Origin of the sequence: Halomonas alkaliantarctica (assembly GCF_029854215.1) — a bacterium.
Classification (GTDB): Bacteria; Pseudomonadota; Gammaproteobacteria; order Pseudomonadales; family Halomonadaceae; genus Vreelandella; species Vreelandella alkaliantarctica_A.
On the sequence record NZ_CP122961.1, the window covers coordinates 2,198,193 to 2,216,924 of the forward strand.

Sequence of the window (18,732 nt, forward strand, 5' to 3'; positions counted from 1 at the left end):
TTACGCCTCCCCCTGGGTATCAGTCTCGGTGCCTACATCTAAATCCAACGACTGAGCCCCACGAGGATAAGCCTCGGGGTAGCGACGGATATGGCGTTTTAACTGATCGAATTGGCGCTGCAGCGATGGAGTAATATCGGCATACACATCGCTGATCAGGCTCTCTAGCGGCGGCGATGAGCGCTTCTCAGCTCGCTTCATGGTTTCCAGCACTTCACGTCGAAGGGTTTCCTGCTGGGAAGTCTCCTCCTCTTCGCTCCACCACTGTTTCTTCAACAGCCATTTTTGCAGCCGCAGCAGTGGGTCTTTGGCGCGCCACACTTCCTCCTCATCTTTCGAGCGATAGCCAGAAGGGTCATCGGAAGAGGAGTGCGCGGCAAGGCGATAGCTCATGGCCTCGATCAAAACCGGCTGATTTTGCTCAACAGCAATCTTGCGTGCCTGACGCGTCGCTTCATAGACCGCCAGCACGTCGTTGCCATCTACCCGGATCACGTGCATGTGATAACCAAAAGCACGCGGGGCGATACCGTCGGCGGCAAACTGCTCGACGGCGGGTGTAGAAATCGCGTAGCCGTTGTTGCGGCAGAAAAAAATCACCGGCACCTGATGCACTGAGGCCATATTCAGCGCGGCGTGGAAATCCCCCTCGGAGGCAGCGCCTTCGCCAAAAAAAGTTAACGTGCAGTGACCGTGACCGGCGAGTTTTTGGCCGTAGGCGTAGCCCGTCGCCTGGGGGATTTGGGTGGCCAAGGGCGATGAGATGGTCATGTAGTGCAGCTTACGCGACCCATAGTGAATCGGCATTTGGCGGCCTTTGCCGTAGTCCAGCTCGTTGCCGAACAGCTGATTCATAAATTCGTCGATAGAGAAGCCGCGATACATTAAAGCGCCCTGCTCGCGATACTGCGCCATAATCATATCGGCGTCATTAAGCGCAGCGGTGGCGCCCACTACGGCGGCCTCTTCCCCGGTGCACTGCATGTAGAAGCTCAGCCGCCCTTGGCGCTGAGCCGCCATCATGCGTTCATCAAGAATACGCGTGGCCAACATCGCCTGGTAGATACGCCGGGCGTGATCGCGTTCGAGTACTGGTTCAGAAGCGCCGCTATGCAGCTCACCTTCGGGGTTAAGCAGGCTGAAGGTAGGAATCGAGAATTCGTCGCCGGTCATAAAGTCCGGCTGGTGTACGTACTGTGTCATCATTATTGTCCTTGTTTTACCCCTTTTGAGGGCAGTGTTGTTGGTATTGACCGTTTATGCCAGTGGATTTATCTGTCATAGGCCAACGCAACATATAGCTACCACAACGTTTAGGACAATAACGCAGCGCGAGGACTTTAGGGATGCTACTTAAGACGCAGAGACGCTAAACCGCAGGACGATTAGGCATCGGAGATACGCGCACGGAGATGACGCTGCAACACCTCAAAAAGGCTATCAATTGTCAGGGCCAACAACGCAATGGTCAGTGCCCCTTGTACCACATAGGCCATGTTGCCGTTCACGATGCCGGAGATAATCGGATCGCCCAGGTTACTGGCCCCCACGGTAGCCCCTAAGGCAGCCGTGGCGATATTGATAGTCACAGAGGTACGGACGCCCGCCAAAATGACCGGCGCTGCCAGCGGCAGTTCGACTTGGAGCAGAAGTTGAGTCGGTGTCATGCCCATGGCGTGGGCTGCGGTTTTAATATCGCCTTCGACGCCCTGCAAACCGGCAAGGGTATTGCGCACGATAGGCAGCAGACCATAGAGCATCAAAGCGACAATAATCGGTAAGGTGCCAAAACCCAGAACGGGCACCGCCAGCGCCAGGACGGCCACGGGGGGAAACGTTTGCCCCAGCGATGCCAACTGGGCTACTAGCGGTAGAAAATCACTGCCCCAGCTGCGGGTAACGACAATGCCTGCGGAGACCCCTACGATAATGGTCACCACCGCGGCAATTCCGACCACAAAGAGATGGCGGCCAAGCAAGGTGACAAAGCTGGCGCGATCGTAGATTACCTGGCGGGCATCGGGCTCTACCCAGCGAAACAGTGGCTCGGCTGCGGACATCGCCAGCACACTGAGCAGCAACAGTAGACCCCACACCAACGGCCATAGCCACAGCGGCGCTTTTTTTCCGGGCTGCGCGACGCTAAGCGAATTACTCACGCGCATTTCCCTTATCCAACTGAGCTTCCTTAATAATTCGGCGCAGCGATAACTCTCCAATGGGAACATCGTGCTGGTCGACGACGGCAAGCCTATCGCTGTGGTCACGGAGCATCATGGAGAGCGCCTGACGCAGCGAGAAATCCGCCGGTATTCGCGACTGGGCGGGCAAAGTAGGCCCCATGGAGGTCATATGATCTTTCACACGGGTTAACGCCGCCTGCTTAAGGCCCCGCTCAAGGCCACCTAGCATCGACTCGACAAAAGGGTCGACAGGATTTTGCAATAGCGCCAGCGGTGAACCTTGTTGCACGATTCGCCCTTCACGCATCACCACTAAGTGATCCGCCAGCTTAAGCGCTTCATCCATATCGTGGGTCACGAACACCACGGTTTTGTGTAGCCGCGCTTGTAGCTTGGCCAGCTCATCCTGGAGTTTTTCACGGGTAATGGGATCAAGCGCGCCGAAGGGTTCATCCATCAGCAATATATCCGGGTCTGCCGCCAGGGCACGGGCAACGCCTACTCGTTGCGCCTGCCCCCCGGAAAGCTGATGCGGGTATTTATGCCCAAACTCATCGACCGGCAAGCCGAGCAAATGCATTAACTCAGCCACCCGCGACTGGACGTCGGTTGATGACCATTTCAATAAGCGTGGCACCAGGCCGATGTTACGCGCAACGTTCCAGTGGGGAAAAAGCCCGGTGTGCTGAATCACATAGCCAATCCGGCGGCGTAATTTGACCGGGTCATACGCGTCAATCGCCTGGCCATCGAGGATGATGTCGCCTTCGCTGTGCTCAATCAAGCGGTTGATCATACGTAGCGTGGTGGATTTACCACAGCCAGAGGTACCCACTAAGGCACAGAATTTACCCTTCGGTACCTGTAGCGAAATATCGTCCACCGCGGTTTCATCCCCAAACCGCTTGGATACGTGGGAGAGCTCGATCATCTTGTTCCTCCGGGGCGCAGCGCTTCTGCCAAGGCACCTAAGCCCGCATCCACCACCAGAGCCAGCATTAAAATAGGCAGCGCGCCAAGCAGCACCATATCCATGGCCGCCTGACCTAAGCCTTGAAAAATAAATGTGCCCAGCCCACCCGCACCAATCAAAGCGGCAACCGCGGTGAGCCCAACGGCCTGTACAGTGGTAATCCTCACCCCTTCCAACAGCACCGGCAGCGCTAGCGGTAATCGCACCTGCCAAAAGCGCTGCCCGGCACGCATGCCCATCCCTTTGGCGGCTTCTAATGTGCCGGGACTCACTTGTTCGAGCGCGGTATAGGTATTGCGCACAATAGGCAGCAGGCTATAGGCAATGAGGGCAATTAAGGCGGGCGTTGTGCCAATACCGCTAACGCCAAGCTGGCCCAAAAACGGCACGTTGGCAGCAAGCCAGGCGAGCGGCGCCAGCAGTAGACCGAATAGCGCCAAGCTGGGAATGGTTTGAAGAAAATTAAGGACGGCGAACGCGACCTTCTGTAGCCGGGCGTAGCGGCGCATCAGCATGGCAAGCGCTAGCCCAAGCACAATACTGACGCTAACGGCGATACCGACCAGCTTAATATGTTGCGTGACGGCGCTTAGAAACTGTTGATCACGGGCTTTAAATTCTTGAACGAGAGCAAGCGATTCCAGCCCAAAAGCCGCACAGAGCCACCACACCAGCGCAACGCCACACAGCAGCAGCGTCGGCCATATCCGCGTGAGGTTTAAGCGTAACCGTAGTTCTACCAAGCACAGCAGGAGTACAAACAGTACAACCCAATACGCTGCTCCCAAACCCAAACGCGCTTGAGGCATCTCTGGGTCAATGAGTAAATAGCTGCTCGCGATCAACCCCACCGGCATCAGCGCCATTATGACTACCACCGCTGCTAGCAGCGCCCGATAGTGACGCTGGCTGGGCTGCCAGGCGAGAATGCCGACACAGGACAGCAATAACGTTACTAATAGCGCACCAGGCCAACCAAAAGCTGTCAAGGCGCCATATCCCGTACCCAACACAATGCGATTGGGGGCCATGCTGACCACGTCAAGGAACCAGAATGCGGCCAGCATCGTTAGGCTAAGGCTAACAAGCACAATATTCGGGTGCCGCCCTTCCCAACGAATTCGCGGGGTGGGCAGTGCATCCATTAGTGACATTAATTAGTTATCCCGAGCGTCAGCATTGGTTATTAAGAACATCAAGCACTAGTTCTTAAGCGTGTCGAGATAGTCACTGGCTACCTGGGCTGGAGACAGCCCGTTAACGGCGACATCAGCATTGAGCGTTTGAAGGGTCACCAAATCGAGGCTGGTGAAAACTTCATTAAGCAGCGTTTCTATTTCTGGATACGTTTCCAGTACGCTTTCACGCACCACTGGGGCAGGCTGATACACCGGCTGCACACCCTTAGTGTCTTCCAGCACGATCAGACCCAGCGCACTTAAGCCACCGTCTGTGCCATAGGTCATAGCGCCATTAACGCCGCTGGTCTGCTGGGCGGCGGCCCGCATGGTAGCGGCGGTATTACCACCAGAAAGCACTAACAGTTGATCATCACTTAACTCAAACCCGTAGGCGTCCTGGAACGCGGGTAGGGCTTGAGCAGACTCAACGAATTCGGCACTCGCGGCAAATTTGAAATCACCGCCATCGGCCAAATAGGCAGCGAGATCTTCAAGGTTCACCAGTTCATTCGCTTCGGCGACATCTTCACGAATGCTCATTGCCCAGGTGTTATTAGCGCTGGCGGGTTGCAGCCATATCAAGCCTTGCTGCGCATCACGCTCGCGTACTGTTTCATATGCCTGGTCGGCATTATTCCATACGGGACTATCGGTCATATCGAAAAAGAACGCGCCATTACCCGTGTATTCCGGGTAAAGGTCAATTTCGCCCGCTTCCAAGGCAGTGCGCACGACGCTAGTTCCGCCCAGCTGTAAGCGGTTTTCGGTCGCAATGTCATTGCGCTCCAGGGTTTGAATAATCAGCTCCCCCAGAACCGACCCTTCGGTATCGATTTTGGATGACACGACGACGGGCTCGTTGGCGCTGACAGAAGACAAGGCCGCAATGGATACGGCACAGGCAGCGATTAAGGGCTTAGCAATGAAAGAATTAGCTGAAAAGCGCATCTTTGAATTCCTTTTGAAGTGGGCTTTTTAACGAATGAGGCTCTTATATTGCCATCATAAGAGCCTTCAGCTTAGCTATTATAAAAGCCCTCAGCGTTTAAGTTAGCGCATAAGCGACCAACGAGTGATTAAGGTTCTAGATTAAGGCGCTTCAAACACCCAAGTGGTACCTTCCCTGGAGTCTTTCAGAATAATGCCCATCACAGCAAGCTCATCGCGAATCGCATCCGCCTGGGCGAAGTCTTTATTCGACTTAGCCTCAATGCGCTGAGCAATCTTTGTTTCGATCTCGCTCTCGCTAAGCGGCATGCCCTGCTGCTGGGTGCCTTTTAAGAATGTTTGAGGCACTTGCTGAAGAAGCCCCAAAATAGCGCCTAGTTGCTTTAACTCGCCTGCCAGCTTGGCAGCTGCAACTGGCTGCTCTTGCTTGGCGCGATTGACCTCACGAGCCAGCTCAAACATCACTGCCAGGGCTTCTGGCGTATTGAAGTCATCGTCCATTACCTGGGTAAAGCGTTCACGGTAAGCCGAAACGTCCCCGCTTGCATCACCATTTGCGTCAGCGCCGCCTAGCTCAATACCTTCCAGCGCGGTGTACAAGCGCGTTAGCGATTTACGCGCCTCGGTCAGTGAATCAACCGAGTAGTTGATCGGGCTACGGTAGTGGCTAGCCACCAGCAGAAAGCGCACCACTTCAGGATCGTGTTCGGCCAACACATCGCGAATGGTGAAAAAGTTGCCCAGGGATTTGGACATCTTTTCCTGATTCACCCGCACGGCACCGGCGTGCATCCAGGTATTGACGTAGGTTTTGCCAGTGGCCGCCTCGGATTGAGCGATCTCATTTTCATGGTGCGGGAAGGTTAAATCCGGCCCGCCACCATGAATATCGAAGGTATCACCCAGGCAGCAGGTCGACATCGCCGAGCACTCGATGTGCCAGCCAGGCCGGCCGTTACCCCAGGGGGACGCCCAGTGCGCCTCCCCCGGCTTAGCGGCCTTCCAGAGCACAAAGTCGAGTGGGTCTTCTTTATGAACATCCACATCAACCCGGCTACCTGCACGCATATCGTCTAATTGGCGATTATTGAGCTTGCCGTAATCAGCAAATTTGCGCACCCGATAGTAGACATCACCGTTATCTGCAGCGTAGGCAAAGCCTTTTTCAATCAGGGTTTCAATCATGGCCACGATATCGTCGATATGGCCGGTGGCGCGGGGCTCATGGCTGGGCGGCAATACAAACAGGCGCGCCTCGTCTTCGTGCATGGCATCAATCATGCGCTCTGTCAGCGCAGTGATACTTTCGCCATTCTCGTCGGCGCGCTTGAGGATCTTGTCGTCGATATCGGTAATGTTGCGTACGTAGTTAACGTCATAGCCGCGCTCACGCAGATAGCGGGTAATGACATCAAAGGCGACCATGACGCGGGCATGCCCTAGGTGGCAGTAGTCATACACCGTCATGCCGCAGACATACATGCTCACTTTACCCGCTTCCAGCGGGGTGAAAGGTTCTTTGCGGCGCGTTAGCGTATTATAAATATGCATATGGCTATCCATGTTTGTCTTAGCCCTTCTGCTTGATTTTAGCCCAGCTATCTTTCAACCCCACGGTACGGTTAAACACCAAATGCTCTGGCGTAGAGTCGTGACGATCAGCGCAGAAGTAGCCGACGCGCTCGAACTGGAAGCGTGACTCGGGCGTTGCGAAGGCTAAGCTTGGCTCTCCGATGGCTTGGCAAACGACCAGCGACTCCGGATTAAGATGCTCTAGAAAATCGACATCTTTATCGCGATCAGGCTGCTCAACGGTGAATAGGTTGTCGTAAAGACGGACTTCCATTGGCACGCCGTGTGCAGCGCTGACCCAGTGAATAACGCCTTTGACCTTACGCCCTTCGGGGTTTTTACCCAGCGTATCGAAATCCACCGAACAGTGCAGTTCGCTTATTTCACCGGCGGCGTCTTTGATGACTTCGTCACAACGAATCACGTAGCTATTGCGCAGGCGTACTTCTTTACCGGGTGCCAAGCGGAAGAACTTTTTAGGCGCGTCTTCCATAAAGTCGTCTTGGTCGATATACAGCTCGCGGCTGAACGGCACCTGACGCACCGTCATATCTTCACGGGCTGGGTGACCAGGGACGTCGTACACCTCCTGGTGATCTTCCGGCACGTTAGTGAGTACGACTTTCAGCGGTTTTAACACACACATGGCGCGCGGGGCATTGTCTTCAAGATCCGAGCGAATGGCGTGGGTCAACATGGCGATATCCACCAGTCCACCGTCGGCACGGGTAACGCCAATCATCTCGCAGAACTTACGAATAGACGCTGGCGTGTAGCCACGACGACGCATGCCGGAGATTGTAGGCATCCGAGGATCATCCCAACCGTCGACGATTTGCTCATCAACCAGCAGCTTGAGCTTGCGCTTGGAGGTCAGGGTGTAGTCGAGATTCAGCCGTGCAAACTCGATCTGGCGCGGCTTAGTGGGTACCGGCAGATTATTTAAAAACCACTCGTACAGCGGGCGGTGATCTTCAAATTCCAGGGTGCAGATCGAGTGGGTAATGCCTTCAATCGCATCCGACTGACCATGGGTAAAGTCGTAAGAGGGGTAGATTTTCCACTTGTCGCCAGTTTGGTGATGGGTGGCGTGGCGAATTCGATAAATTATCGGGTCGCGTAGATTGATATTGGGTGAGGCCATATCAATCTTGGCGCGCACGACCTTTTCACTTTCGCCAAACTCGCCTTCGCGCATACGCGCCAGTAGATCCAAGCTCTCTTCGGCGCTGCGTTCGCGGTAAGGGCTGGCTTTGCCCGGCGCGGTTAAAGTACCGCGATACTCGCGGATTTCATCCGGAGAAAGATCGTCGACATAGGCTTTGCCTTCACGCATTAAGTGCTGCGCCCAAGCATAGAGCTGATCGAAGTAGTCAGAAGCAAACCGCACAGGGCCTGCCCATTCAAAGCCTAGCCAACTGACGTCCTCTTTGATCGCATCGATGTAGGCCTGCTCTTCTTTGGCAGGGTTGGTGTCGTCAAAACGTAGATGACACTCGCCACCCATTTGCTCCGCCAGCCCGAAATTTAGACAGATCGACTTTGCATGGCCGATATGCAGAAAGCCATTGGGCTCCGGGGGGAAGCGCGTCACGATTTTAGTGACCTGGCCGCCCTCGATTTCGTCGCGTACTTGGTTGCGAATGAAGTTCGGCGCTGGGGTGGTCTCGTTGGTCATGGTGGTGTTTGATAACCTCGTGGTGGATGGCGTGCTGGTCCGTGAAGACATAGGATACTCCTACGGCCCTTCGCGGTGCAGGGCAAAACCGCTATTATAACGTGACGCCGATGCACAGCGCCAAGGCGAACGCCTTTATTGAACAGGAATTTACCTATGATCGTATTACAGACGAACCACGGTGACATCACTATCGCCCTGAACCACGAAAAAGCGCCGATTAGTGCGGCGAATTTTGAACAGTATGTTCGCGACGGATTTTATGACGGCACCCTGTTTCACCGTGTAATTGACGGCTTCATGGTGCAAGGCGGCGGTTTCGATAAAGATTTTGAGCAAAAACCGACCCGTGATCCTATCGATAACGAAGCCGACAACGGCTTAAAAAATACTATCGGTATGTTAGCCATGGCTCGCACCCAGGATCCACACTCTGCAACGGCACAGTTTTTTATCAACGTGGGCGACAACAGCTTTCTAGATCACAGCGGCAAAAGCCTGCAAGGCTGGGGCTATGCGGTATTTGGCGAAGTCGTTGACGGCATGGATGTGGTCAACGAGATTAAAAACGTAGCCACTTCGCGCCGCGGTATGCATGCAGACGTCCCCTCTGAAGATGTCATTATCGAGCGCGCGTACGTCAAAGACGCGGAATAACGCTGGGAGTCTTATGCGCACACTGCTTGTTGCCGATCTTCATCTAAGTAGCGATACCCCCGAGATCAATCAGGGGTTTTACCGCTACCTGGAGCATACTGCGCCAGGCGCAGATGCTTTATACATCTTGGGCGATCTTTTTGATGCCTGGATTGGTGACGACCTACTCGACGCCACCCAGCATCCGCTCAGCGGTGTTGCCCAGGAGGTCATTCAGCGCTTAAACAAGCTGAGCAGCGACGGCACCGCTGTCTACCTGATGCACGGTAACCGTGATTTTTTGCTCGGTGAGCGCTTTGTGAACGCCTGCAAGGCGATGCTGCTATCTGACATCGAACAAGTCGAGATTCAGGGCCTTCCCATGGTACTCCTCCACGGCGATAGCCTGTGCACCCAGGATGAAGCCTATATGGCCTTTCGCGAGCAGTCGCGCAATCCAGAGTGGCAGGCGCAGATGCTGGCTCTACCTCTGGAGCAACGTTTAGAACTGGCCAAAAGCCTACGCATGCAGTCGGGCGAGGCTAACGCCAATAAGGCTGAGGCGATTATGGACGTGACGCCGCAAGAGGTTATCTCGCTAATGGAACGGTTTGGTGTTGCCACGATGATACATGGCCACACCCACCGCCCCGCAGTACATTCACTCACCGTAGAAGAGGTGCCTGCTACGCGCTATGTGCTAGGCGATTGGGATGCCCAGCACGGCTGGGATATCGTAATTGAGCACTCCGACCATACGGCTCCAGAGCTGCGTCAGTTCTCTTTGACGGCATTACCCAGCGCCTGAACTTGTTGGGTTCAGGTATAATAAAAAAGCCGATCTCGCGATCGGCTTTTTTGTGCTTCCTGATTCCAACTCGAGCTTAATCGACTCTATCGCTCTATGTCGGCATCGCTGCGCAGGTCATCAATCAGTCCCTGCAGCACCGACTGAGCACGCAACTGCTCGGCCATTTGCGCAACGAATGTCTCCATCTGCTCATCGACCTCACCATCGCTTACGTTATCCAGCGCTACCACAGCAACCCCTTGCGGTAACTCAACCGTGCGATAGACACTCTCACCCTCTTCTGGGCGCGCCATGCGGAAGACTTCCTGAACAATCAACTGAGGCACAGTGGTATCGGTTTGGCGGGCTACGTTATTGGCTTCGAGCCAATCAACATCGACCTGCTGATCTTCTCGCAGGTTTGCGACTAGCGCCTGGGCCTCTTCACGCAGCGCTTCTTGCTGCTGTTCTGCAGCCACGGACATTTCGACGTCTTCGCGCACTTCATCAAGCGGCTGCAGCGTCGCATCGCGCTGCTCAGCAACCCGCAATACCAGGCGACGATCCTGATCCAGCTCGATTACTTCGCTGTTGTAGCCCTCTTCAAAGACGTCGTTGCTAAAGGCCGCTGACATAACGCCAGGCTCGGATAGGACCCCTTCAACCTCATCATCACGAGCGAGCCAATCGCTCTCCTGAAGCGTCAGATCAAGCTCATCGGCAACGCTTTGTAAGTCATCGGCAGCGAAGCTCTCGTCGATCAGCTGTTGAACCCGCTGATTAAACTCATCATCAACTTCGCGCAGCGCTACTTCCCGCGCTAACTCATCACGCTGCTGTTCAAAGGTGGGCCCTTGAATGTCAGTCACCTGAATGATGTGGAAAGCGCTATCCAACTCAACCGGCTGGGAAACATCACCTTCTTCGAGACCAAAGGCCGCTTCATCAAAGGTGTCGCCAAAGAAGCCACGGCTAATCACCCCCAGATCGCCGCCCTCTTCTGCGCTGGCCGTGTCGTCAGAATAGCGCAAGGCGGTATCCGCAAACGAATCACCATTGTCCAGCGCTTCGCGAGCAGTCTCGGCCAATTGCTGCGCCTCATCGCGAGTGCGCTCATTACCAAAGGTGATCATGATATGGGATACACGCCGGTCAGCATTACGATTTTGCTCACGCCAGGCGTCACGCAGGGCCTCTTCGTCTACTTCACGTCCTTCCGCCATGGCTTGGCGGTCAATCAGCACATACTCAAGGCGCACCTGCTCCGGGCGCTCATAGCGCTCCTGATGAGCGTCATAATAAGCTTGAAGATCGTCCTCACTGATGTCGATATCAGCGTCCATGTCGTCGCCATCCAGCACCAAGTAGCGGAAGCTCCGCTGCTGGCGCTGCAGTTCTGCCAAGCGCTCTTGCTCGTGCGGCAGGCTAAAATCACTGAAGGCTAAGCCTTGTTGTAAATGCTGACGCTGGATATCGACGCGAAGTTCTTCACGAAAAGAGACCGGCGTATAGCCAGCACCGGCGAGACGATTCCGGAATACTTCTGCTGAGAAACGGCCATCCTGATCATGAAATTCCGGCAGGCTGACAATTAACTGATCCAGCTGCTGTTCAGAAACGGCAAAGCCACCTTCTTCTGCATACTGGGACAGCAGTTGCTGCGTAATGAGCTGATCAACCATATCGTTGCGCAAGGCACGCTCTTGCTCTGGCGGCACTTGGCCGGAGCGCAGCGCGCGCTGAACTTCTAGTTCAACCTGCTGACGCATAATTGGCTGCCCGTTGACGCTCGCCACTTCGTCTGGATCATTGCCAAAAACCCCGAACAGTGACTCGATCCCGAAAAGTGCCATGGCCGCGACCATAACACCGATAATAATTTTGGCACCCCAGCTCCTGGAGCCATCTCGAATACTTTGCAGCATGCTAGCCTCAGATAGTCACAGCCAAACAGATCGGCCCGCTAAACCCAAATAAATAGTGAACCAGAAAATAACATGGGCGCATCGCCAATGCGATGCGCCCATTAGGTTACAGCAAACGCGGTCAAATTAGTTGACGGCGTCTTTCAGCGCTTTACCTGCTTTGAAGCTGGGTACTTTGGCGGCACTGATCTGGATTGGCTGACCCGTTTGTGGGTTACGGCCAGTACGAGCAGCACGCTCTTTGATCGCGAAGGTACCAAAACCTACCAGAGATACGCTTTCGCCTTTCTTAAGGCTATCGGTGACAGACTCCACCATGGCATCCAATGCGCGGGTTGCCGCTGCTTTCGGAATATCTGCAGACGCGGCAATGGCTTCAATCAGCTCGGACTTATTCACTCTTCACCCCTTGACTGTTTCAAAAAATGGCTCTGAACGGCATGGTCACCGATGGATACGACGATCAAAGCATAGTTGCGTTTTATAGCAATGCCTTGAAACATCTGTCAAGCAACCATGCCGCGAGATACCCGCCACACAAACAGCGGGCATATATTAAGTAAAATTAAAGACCAGTGAGGACTTTAACAGCTTAATGGGTACTAGCAACGACGTTATTACTAAACGATGCTTCGGTGCTTTTCAATGGCGCACCGTCTTCTACCTTATCAGCTAGCGCTACGGCTAAGACATCATCTATCCAGCGTACCGGACGAATATCCAATGCACCTTTGATATTGTCAGGTACTTCCTTGAGATCACGGCGGTTTTCTTCAGGAATTAGCACAGTCTTTATACCACCGCGGCGGGCTGCCAGCAATTTCTCCTTCAGTCCGCCTATCGGCAAAACTTCACCGCGCAGATTAACTTCACCGGTCATTGCCACGTCGCAGCGTACCGCCCGCTGGGTGTAAGCGGAAACAATTGCCGTCACCATGGCAATACCTGCACTGGGCCCATCCTTCGGTGTTGCCCCTTCAGGAACGTGGATGTGCAGGTCCTCTTTTTCGAACCGCTCAGGATCAATGCCATACGTTTCCGCCCTGGCACGCACTACCGTATGGGCGGCACTCACCGACTCTTTCATCACATCGCCAAGTGAGCCAGTTTTGTTAATTCGCCCTTTACCCGGCGTCACTACTGACTCGATGTTAAGCAGCTCGCCTCCCACCGATGTCCAGGCAAGCCCCGTCACCCGGCCAATCTGGTCGTCTTGCTCCGCTAAGCCGTAACTGTAGCGGCGTACGCCTGCGTAGTGCTCAATTTGTTCAGCCGTTAAGCTCTGACCTGCTTGGGCAGCTTGCGGCTCACACTCTTTTTCAAGCCTTTCTCGCAGCACTTTACGCGACACTTTGGCAATCTGCCGTTCTAACTCACGCACACCCGCTTCTCGAGTGTAGTAACGAATAAGCTCTAAAAGTGCGCTATCTTCCAGCGTTAACTCATCACCTTTTAAGCCGTTTGCGGCTAATTGCTTGGGTAATAAGTAGCGCTTAGCGATCGCCAGCTTCTCATCTTCGGTGTAACCCGGCAGACGAATAATCTCCATACGATCAAGCAGTGCGCTGGGAATGTTCATCGAGTTAGCAGTACAGATGAACAACGTCTCTGAAAGATCGTAATCAAGCTCCAGATAGTGATCACTAAAGCTGTTGTTCTGCTCAGGATCGAGCACTTCGAGTAGCGCAGAGGCTGGGTCACCGCGATGATCCATGCCGAGCTTGTCGACCTCATCCAACAGGAACAACGGGTTTTTAACCCCGGCGCGACTCATCCGCTGCATTAACTTACCTGGCAAAGAGCCAATGTAGGTACGCCGATGACCACGAATTTCTGACTCATCGCGAACACCACCTAACGCCAAACGCACATATTTACGATTCGTGGCACGGGCGATGGACTGGCCAAGCGAGGTTTTACCGACGCCCGGCGGCCCGACGAGGCACAGCACAGGGCCTTTCATCTTGCGCACACGCTTCTGGACGGCAAGGTATTCCAGTATGCGCGCTTTGACCTCTTCCAGGCCGTAGTGATCTTCATCCAGGACCTGTTGCGCCTTGACGAGATCGTGCTTGACCCGGGTACGCTTTTTCCATGGAACGGCGATTAACCAATCCAGGTAGGAGCGTACTACGGTCGCTTCGGCGGAGTTTGAGGCCATCATTTTGAGCTTATTGAGCTCTTGAGTGGCTTTCTCAAACGCCTCCTTAGGCATTCCTGACTCTTTAATCGCTAACTCGTACTTGTCAGCCTCATTAGGCACATTATCCAGCTCACCCATCTCTTTCTGGATAGCCTTCATTTGCTCATTGAGGTAGTACTCGCGCTGAGTCTTTTCCATCTGCTCTTTAACCCGCGAGCGGATGCGCTTCTCTACTTGCAGCAGGTCGATTTCAGACTCAATAAGCGCCATCAGGTGCTCAATACGGTCGCGTACGCGATCCATCTCAAGCAGCTCTTGTTTGTCGCCAATTTTGAGTGACAGATGGGCACAAATGGTGTCCACCAAGCGGCTTGGGTCTTCAATCCCCGATAGCGAATTAAGCACTTCATTGGGGACTTTTTTAGAGAGTTTGACGTACTGCTCAAACTGATTGAGCAACACGCGAACCAGTGCTTCTTGCTCACGGCTGGTAAGCGGCTCACTCTCTCTGGCCGTTAAATGCGCCTGCGTGTAACCTGCGGCATTCTCTTCGACTTTCAGCACATCCGCTCGGAAATTACCCTCAATGAGCACTTTGACCGTGCCATCGGGCAACTTAAGCAGCTGCATGATATCGGCCACGGTGCCCATCGCGTAAAGATCCGCGTTGTCAGGCTCATCTTGGGACGCTTCACGCTGAGCCACCAGTAGCACACGCTTATCAGCCTCCATCGCCGCTTCGAGCGCCTGGATAGACTTTTCACGACCTACAAAAAGGGGGATGACCATTTGCGGATAAACAACCACATCGCGCAATGGCAAAAGGGGTAGACATTGTGTCTGTTCGGCGTTCTGCTGCATCGCAGACGTTCCTCGACAAATCGGATGAGTACTTGAAAGAGTACTTGGAAAAGTACTGCACATTTTCTAAATGCTGTCGGTTAAGACGTTAGCACTGAATAGGCTAGGCAGTAACACTTCACGAATTAGGCTTTATAGCTAGATAACTAGGCCTCACAACACGCTTTATAAGAGCGCTCTACAGAAGCTCTTTATAATAGCAAGGGGTCGCCTAGGCGACCCCTTGGTTTAGCGCAAGCGGTTGAAGCTGGGCCGCGATACTCGACTAACCACTAACCATCAGTGCCGTCGACACGTGCTTCTTCCTGCTGAGAATAGATCAACAGAGGCTCACTCTCTCCAGCGATCACCGAGGCATCGATGACGACTTTGCTGACGCCTTCAAGCGACGGAATTTCATACATAGTATCCAGCAACACTGACTCTAAAATAGAGCGCAGTCCACGAGCACCTGTCTTACGCTCCATAGCTTTTTCAGCCACCGCACGTAACGCTTCGTCTCTGAATTCAAGCGTTACATCTTCCATCTCAAACAGTTTAGCGTACTGCTTGACCAGCGAATTCTTGGGCTCTGTCAGAATCTGCACCAGCGCATCTTCGGTGAGTTCCATCAGTGTTGCGATGATCGGCAAACGGCCCACAAACTCCGGGATCAAGCCAAATTTAACCAGATCATCCGGCTCAACGTCGGCCAGCAGTTCACCCACACCACGGGAGGATTCCTTGCTTTTCACCGCCGCATTGAATCCGATACCACCCTTCTCAGCGCGATCACGAATAACTTTATCCAGCCCTGCAAAGGCACCGCCGACGATAAACAGAATGTTGCCCGTATTAACCTGGACAAACTCCTGCTGGGGGTGTTTGCGTCCGCCTTGAGGCGGCACAGAGGCAGTGGTCCCTTCAATGAGTTTCAACAATGCTTGCTGAACGCCTTCACCCGAGACATCGCGAGTGATGGAAGGGTTATCCGATTTGCGTGAAATTTTGTCGATTTCATCGATATAAACAATGCCGCGCTCGGCTTTTTCGACGTCGTAATCGCACTTCTGCAACAGCTTTTGGATGATGTTTTCGACATCTTCACCGACATAGCCAGCTTCCGTCAGCGTGGTCGCATCCGCAATGGTAAAAGGTACATTCAGTAACCGTGCCATGGTTTCCGCTAGCAACGTTTTACCGCTACCAGTGGGTCCAATCAGCAGAATGTTCGATTTACCTAGTTCTACATCGCCGTCTCGTACATCTGTTTTCAGACGCTTGTAGTGGTTATACACCGCTACGGAAAGCACCATTTTGGCGCGATCCTGTCCAATGACGTAGTCATCAAGCGTATGACGTATTTCGCGAGGCGTAGGTAAACGTTCCTCATCGCTCTCGGCATCGGCTTCGAGAACTTCTTCGCGAATGATGTCATTACACAAGTCGACACACTCATCGCAGATATAGACGGATGGGCCCGCAATCAGCTTACGTACTTCGTTTTGGTTTTTGCCGCAAAACGAGCAGTAGAGCAGTTTGCCACCTTCGTCTTTGCCTTTGCCGTCGGCCATTCGCATACCTCTATCACTGCGGCGGCTTTCGCCACCGGAAAAGCTCGTTAGAAAAGCAGAATCCTATCACGCTATCAGGATGTAGGCCGCTTATCCAGCACTGCATCAATCAGGCCATACTCTTTGGCTTGATTGGCGCTCATGAAATTATCTCGATCAGTATCGCGCGAGACAGCTTCAATTTCCTGGCCCGTGTGATGGGCAAGGATTTGGTTCAGCTTCTCACGGATACCCAGAATTTCACGAGTATGAATTTCAATGTCAGACGCTTGGCCTTGGTAACCACCCAGCGGCTGGTGAATCATAACGCGTGAGTTGGGCAGGCAGTAACGCTTGCCAGCAGCGCCAGCTGTCAATAACAGCGCACCCATGCTGGCCGCTTGCCCAATACACACCGTAGAGACATCTGGCTTCACAAACTGCATGGTGTCATAAATCGACATACCCGCGGTGACCGAACCACCTGGTGAATTGATATACAGGTGAATATCTTTATCGGGGTTTTCCGATTCCAGGAATAGCAGCTGGGCAACAACCAGATTAGCCATGTAGTCTTCTACAGGGCCTACCAAGAAAATCACACGCTCTTTTAACAGGCGTGAGTAAATGTCGTAGGCTCTTTCCCCTTTGGCGCTCTGCTCAACCACCATGGGCACTAAACCGCCGGCGTTTTGAATATCAAACTCACTCATTCAGGTGATTCCTTGCGTCCGGGAAGGGAAAGGCGCACCGACATAGAGGTGCGCCACGTTCCAGGGTGTTAGGCGCTCGCTTGCTCGCCCTCTTCAGCACCCTCATCTTGCTCTGCCTGCTGTTGAGCAGCGGCAAGGGCTTGCTGGTAAGACATTTCAACGTCTTTAATGTTCGTTTGCTCAAGCAGCTTAGCCACCGCTTTCTCTTCGAGAATGGCAGATTTCACTTGGGTTTTCATCTGCTCGTTACCCATGTAGTAGCTAACCACTTCGTCAGGATCTTGGTACTGCTCAGCAAGCTCAGTTACTTTTGCTTTGATAGCGTCATCGTCAGCATCGAGCTCGTTAGCTTTGATCACTTCAGCCAGCAACAAGCCGATCTGAACGCGGCCTTTGGCCTGCTCTTCGAACAATTCATTGGGCAACTGGCTGACATCAAAATCTTCGCCTAAACCAAACTGCTGAGCCGCTTGGCGCTTCATGCCATCGGTCTCTTGCTGAACCAGCGCGCTCGGCACAGGAATTTCATTAACCTTTTTTAGTGCATCAAGCACTTGCTGCTTAACTCGGTTATCAACGGCTTGCGAAGCTTCACGAGTCATGTTTTTCTTAATTTCAGCGCGGAATTTTTCCTGATCGCCGCCTTCAACGCCGAAACGTTCGATAAACTCAGCGTCTACTTCGGGCAATTTCTGGCTGCTGACTTTATGTACGGTTACCTTGAAGGTGGCTTCTTTACCGGCTAAATGTTCAGCCTGATAATCCTCTGGGAAGGTGACGTTAAGGGTCTTCTCTTCGCCCGCTTTAGCGCCAATTAACTGCTCTTCAAAGCCAGGGATAAAGCTATTGGAACCAATGACCAGCGTATGGCCTTCAGCACTACCGCCTTCAAACGGCTCATCACCAATATAACCCTGGAAGTCGATAGTAACTTGGTCGCCGTCAGCGGCAGCCGCGTCCACTTCTTCCCAGGCCGCATTTTGCTTACGCAGCGTATCGACCATCTCATCGACATCCGCATCACTAACAGAAACCACAGGACGCTCAATCTCTGTACCTTCGATAGAGGTAAGCTCAATCTGCGGGTAGATCTCCATAACCGCAACGAACTCTAGATCTTTGCCCGACTCATTGACCGATGGCTCAATTTGCGGGAAGCCAGCCGGGTTCAGGCCCTCTTCGGTAATAGCGCGCACATAACGCTCGCGCATTACTTCGCTGACAACCTCGTTACGTACATCTTGACCGTAGCGCTGCTGAACTACTGCCATCGGCACCCGGCCCTGGCGAAAACCATTCAAGCGAACGTTCTTCGCGGTGTCTTTCAAGCGAGCACTAACGGCCCCATCAATTTCGGCCGCTGGCACTTGAATGGTAATGCGGCGTTCGATCTGGGAGGTCGTCTCGACAGAAACTTGCATGAATTGTCCTCTAACGGCTGGGCGTTGTGTTGATTGCTAGTAATAAGTTTAAGGGGGCAATTTTAAGAACCCCAACGCATAGTGGCAAGCGCCATGCTCGCAACATGGGGGCAGTGATTTTAAAAACAAGGGAATAAGCGAGCAATTAAACGCTTTAAGGCGTGTTTAGCTTCATT

General features: G+C 53.4%; 15 protein-coding genes. 2 read left to right on the forward strand and 13 right to left on the reverse strand.

Annotated elements, in window-relative coordinates; translation table 11 throughout:
• The 7 genes from QEN58_RS10065 to QEN58_RS10095 all read right to left on the reverse strand — a co-directional run bounded on the left by QEN58_RS10065 (window position 1) and on the right by QEN58_RS10095 (window position 8,535).
• Complete coding sequence (locus QEN58_RS10065) at window positions 1-1,203, reverse strand: thiamine pyrophosphate-dependent dehydrogenase E1 component subunit alpha (RefSeq protein WP_280103557.1); 1,203 nt, start codon at window positions 1,201-1,203, stop codon at window positions 1-3.
• A 182-nt stretch (window positions 1,204-1,385) separates the two neighbouring features.
• Entirely contained in the window at window positions 1,386-2,165 is a 780-nt protein-coding gene (locus QEN58_RS10070; protein ID WP_280103558.1) for an ABC transporter permease, read from the reverse strand.
• Window positions 2,152-3,114 (reverse strand): ABC transporter ATP-binding protein, encoded by a 963-nt coding sequence (locus QEN58_RS10075; protein ID WP_280103559.1) that lies wholly within the window; start codon window positions 3,112-3,114, stop codon window positions 2,152-2,154. The genes QEN58_RS10070 and QEN58_RS10075 overlap by 14 nt, the downstream gene beginning before the upstream one ends.
• Window positions 3,111-4,310, reverse strand: a complete 1,200-nt coding sequence (locus QEN58_RS10080; protein ID WP_280103560.1) for an ABC transporter permease — start codon at window positions 4,308-4,310, stop codon at window positions 3,111-3,113. Before QEN58_RS10080 ends, QEN58_RS10075 begins: the two co-directional genes overlap by 4 nt.
• Window positions 4,311-4,358: 48 nt before the next feature.
• The gene (osmF, locus tag QEN58_RS10085) at window positions 4,359-5,285 is read right to left on the reverse strand and encodes a glycine betaine ABC transporter substrate-binding protein OsmF (protein WP_280103561.1); all 927 of its coding nucleotides are present in this window, start codon (window positions 5,283-5,285) and stop codon (window positions 4,359-4,361) included.
• Between the two features lie 141 nt (window positions 5,286-5,426).
• A complete protein-coding gene (gene cysS / locus QEN58_RS10090; protein WP_280103562.1) occupies window positions 5,427-6,836 on the reverse strand; it encodes a cysteine--tRNA ligase in 1,410 nt (469 codons plus the stop codon).
• 19 nt (window positions 6,837-6,855) lie between these two features.
• The gene (locus QEN58_RS10095; protein WP_280106924.1) at window positions 6,856-8,535 is read right to left on the reverse strand and encodes a glutamine--tRNA ligase/YqeY domain fusion protein; all 1,680 of its coding nucleotides are present in this window, start codon (window positions 8,533-8,535) and stop codon (window positions 6,856-6,858) included.
• 156 nt (window positions 8,536-8,691) lie between these two features.
• Between QEN58_RS10095 and QEN58_RS10100 the strand changes: the two genes are divergently transcribed.
• Window positions 8,692-9,192, forward strand: coding sequence for a peptidylprolyl isomerase (locus tag QEN58_RS10100; protein WP_280103563.1), 501 nt, complete (start codon window positions 8,692-8,694; stop codon window positions 9,190-9,192).
• A 13-nt stretch (window positions 9,193-9,205) separates the two neighbouring features.
• Window positions 9,206-9,979, forward strand: a complete 774-nt coding sequence (locus tag QEN58_RS10105) for a UDP-2,3-diacylglucosamine diphosphatase (protein ID WP_280103564.1) — start codon at window positions 9,206-9,208, stop codon at window positions 9,977-9,979.
• A gap of 86 nt (window positions 9,980-10,065) precedes the next feature.
• On the opposite strand, the gene QEN58_RS10110 is transcribed toward QEN58_RS10105, so the two are convergent.
• The 6 genes from QEN58_RS10110 to tig form a co-directional block, all read right to left on the reverse strand.
• Window positions 10,066-11,886: a SurA N-terminal domain-containing protein gene (locus QEN58_RS10110; RefSeq protein ID WP_280103565.1), complete on the reverse strand. Its 1,821-nt coding sequence runs from the start codon at window positions 11,884-11,886 to the stop codon at window positions 10,066-10,068.
• Between the two features lie 126 nt (window positions 11,887-12,012).
• Window positions 12,013-12,285: an HU family DNA-binding protein gene (locus QEN58_RS10115; RefSeq protein ID WP_007114333.1), complete on the reverse strand. Its 273-nt coding sequence runs from the start codon at window positions 12,283-12,285 to the stop codon at window positions 12,013-12,015.
• 193 nt (window positions 12,286-12,478) lie between these two features.
• Window positions 12,479-14,890: an endopeptidase La gene (lon, locus tag QEN58_RS10120; protein ID WP_280103566.1), complete on the reverse strand. Its 2,412-nt coding sequence runs from the start codon at window positions 14,888-14,890 to the stop codon at window positions 12,479-12,481.
• A gap of 272 nt (window positions 14,891-15,162) precedes the next feature.
• Entirely contained in the window at window positions 15,163-16,443 is a 1,281-nt protein-coding gene (gene clpX, locus QEN58_RS10125; protein ID WP_088700268.1) for an ATP-dependent Clp protease ATP-binding subunit ClpX, read from the reverse strand.
• A 74-nt stretch (window positions 16,444-16,517) separates the two neighbouring features.
• Window positions 16,518-17,135 carry an ATP-dependent Clp endopeptidase proteolytic subunit ClpP gene (clpP, locus tag QEN58_RS10130; protein WP_009287800.1) on the reverse strand — a complete coding sequence of 206 codons (618 nt, stop codon included), beginning with the start codon at window positions 17,133-17,135 and terminating at the stop codon, window positions 16,518-16,520.
• Between the two features lie 68 nt (window positions 17,136-17,203).
• Window positions 17,204-18,556, reverse strand: a complete 1,353-nt coding sequence (gene tig, locus QEN58_RS10135) for a trigger factor (protein ID WP_280103567.1) — start codon at window positions 18,554-18,556, stop codon at window positions 17,204-17,206.
• Between the last annotated feature and the right edge of the window lie 176 nt (window positions 18,557-18,732).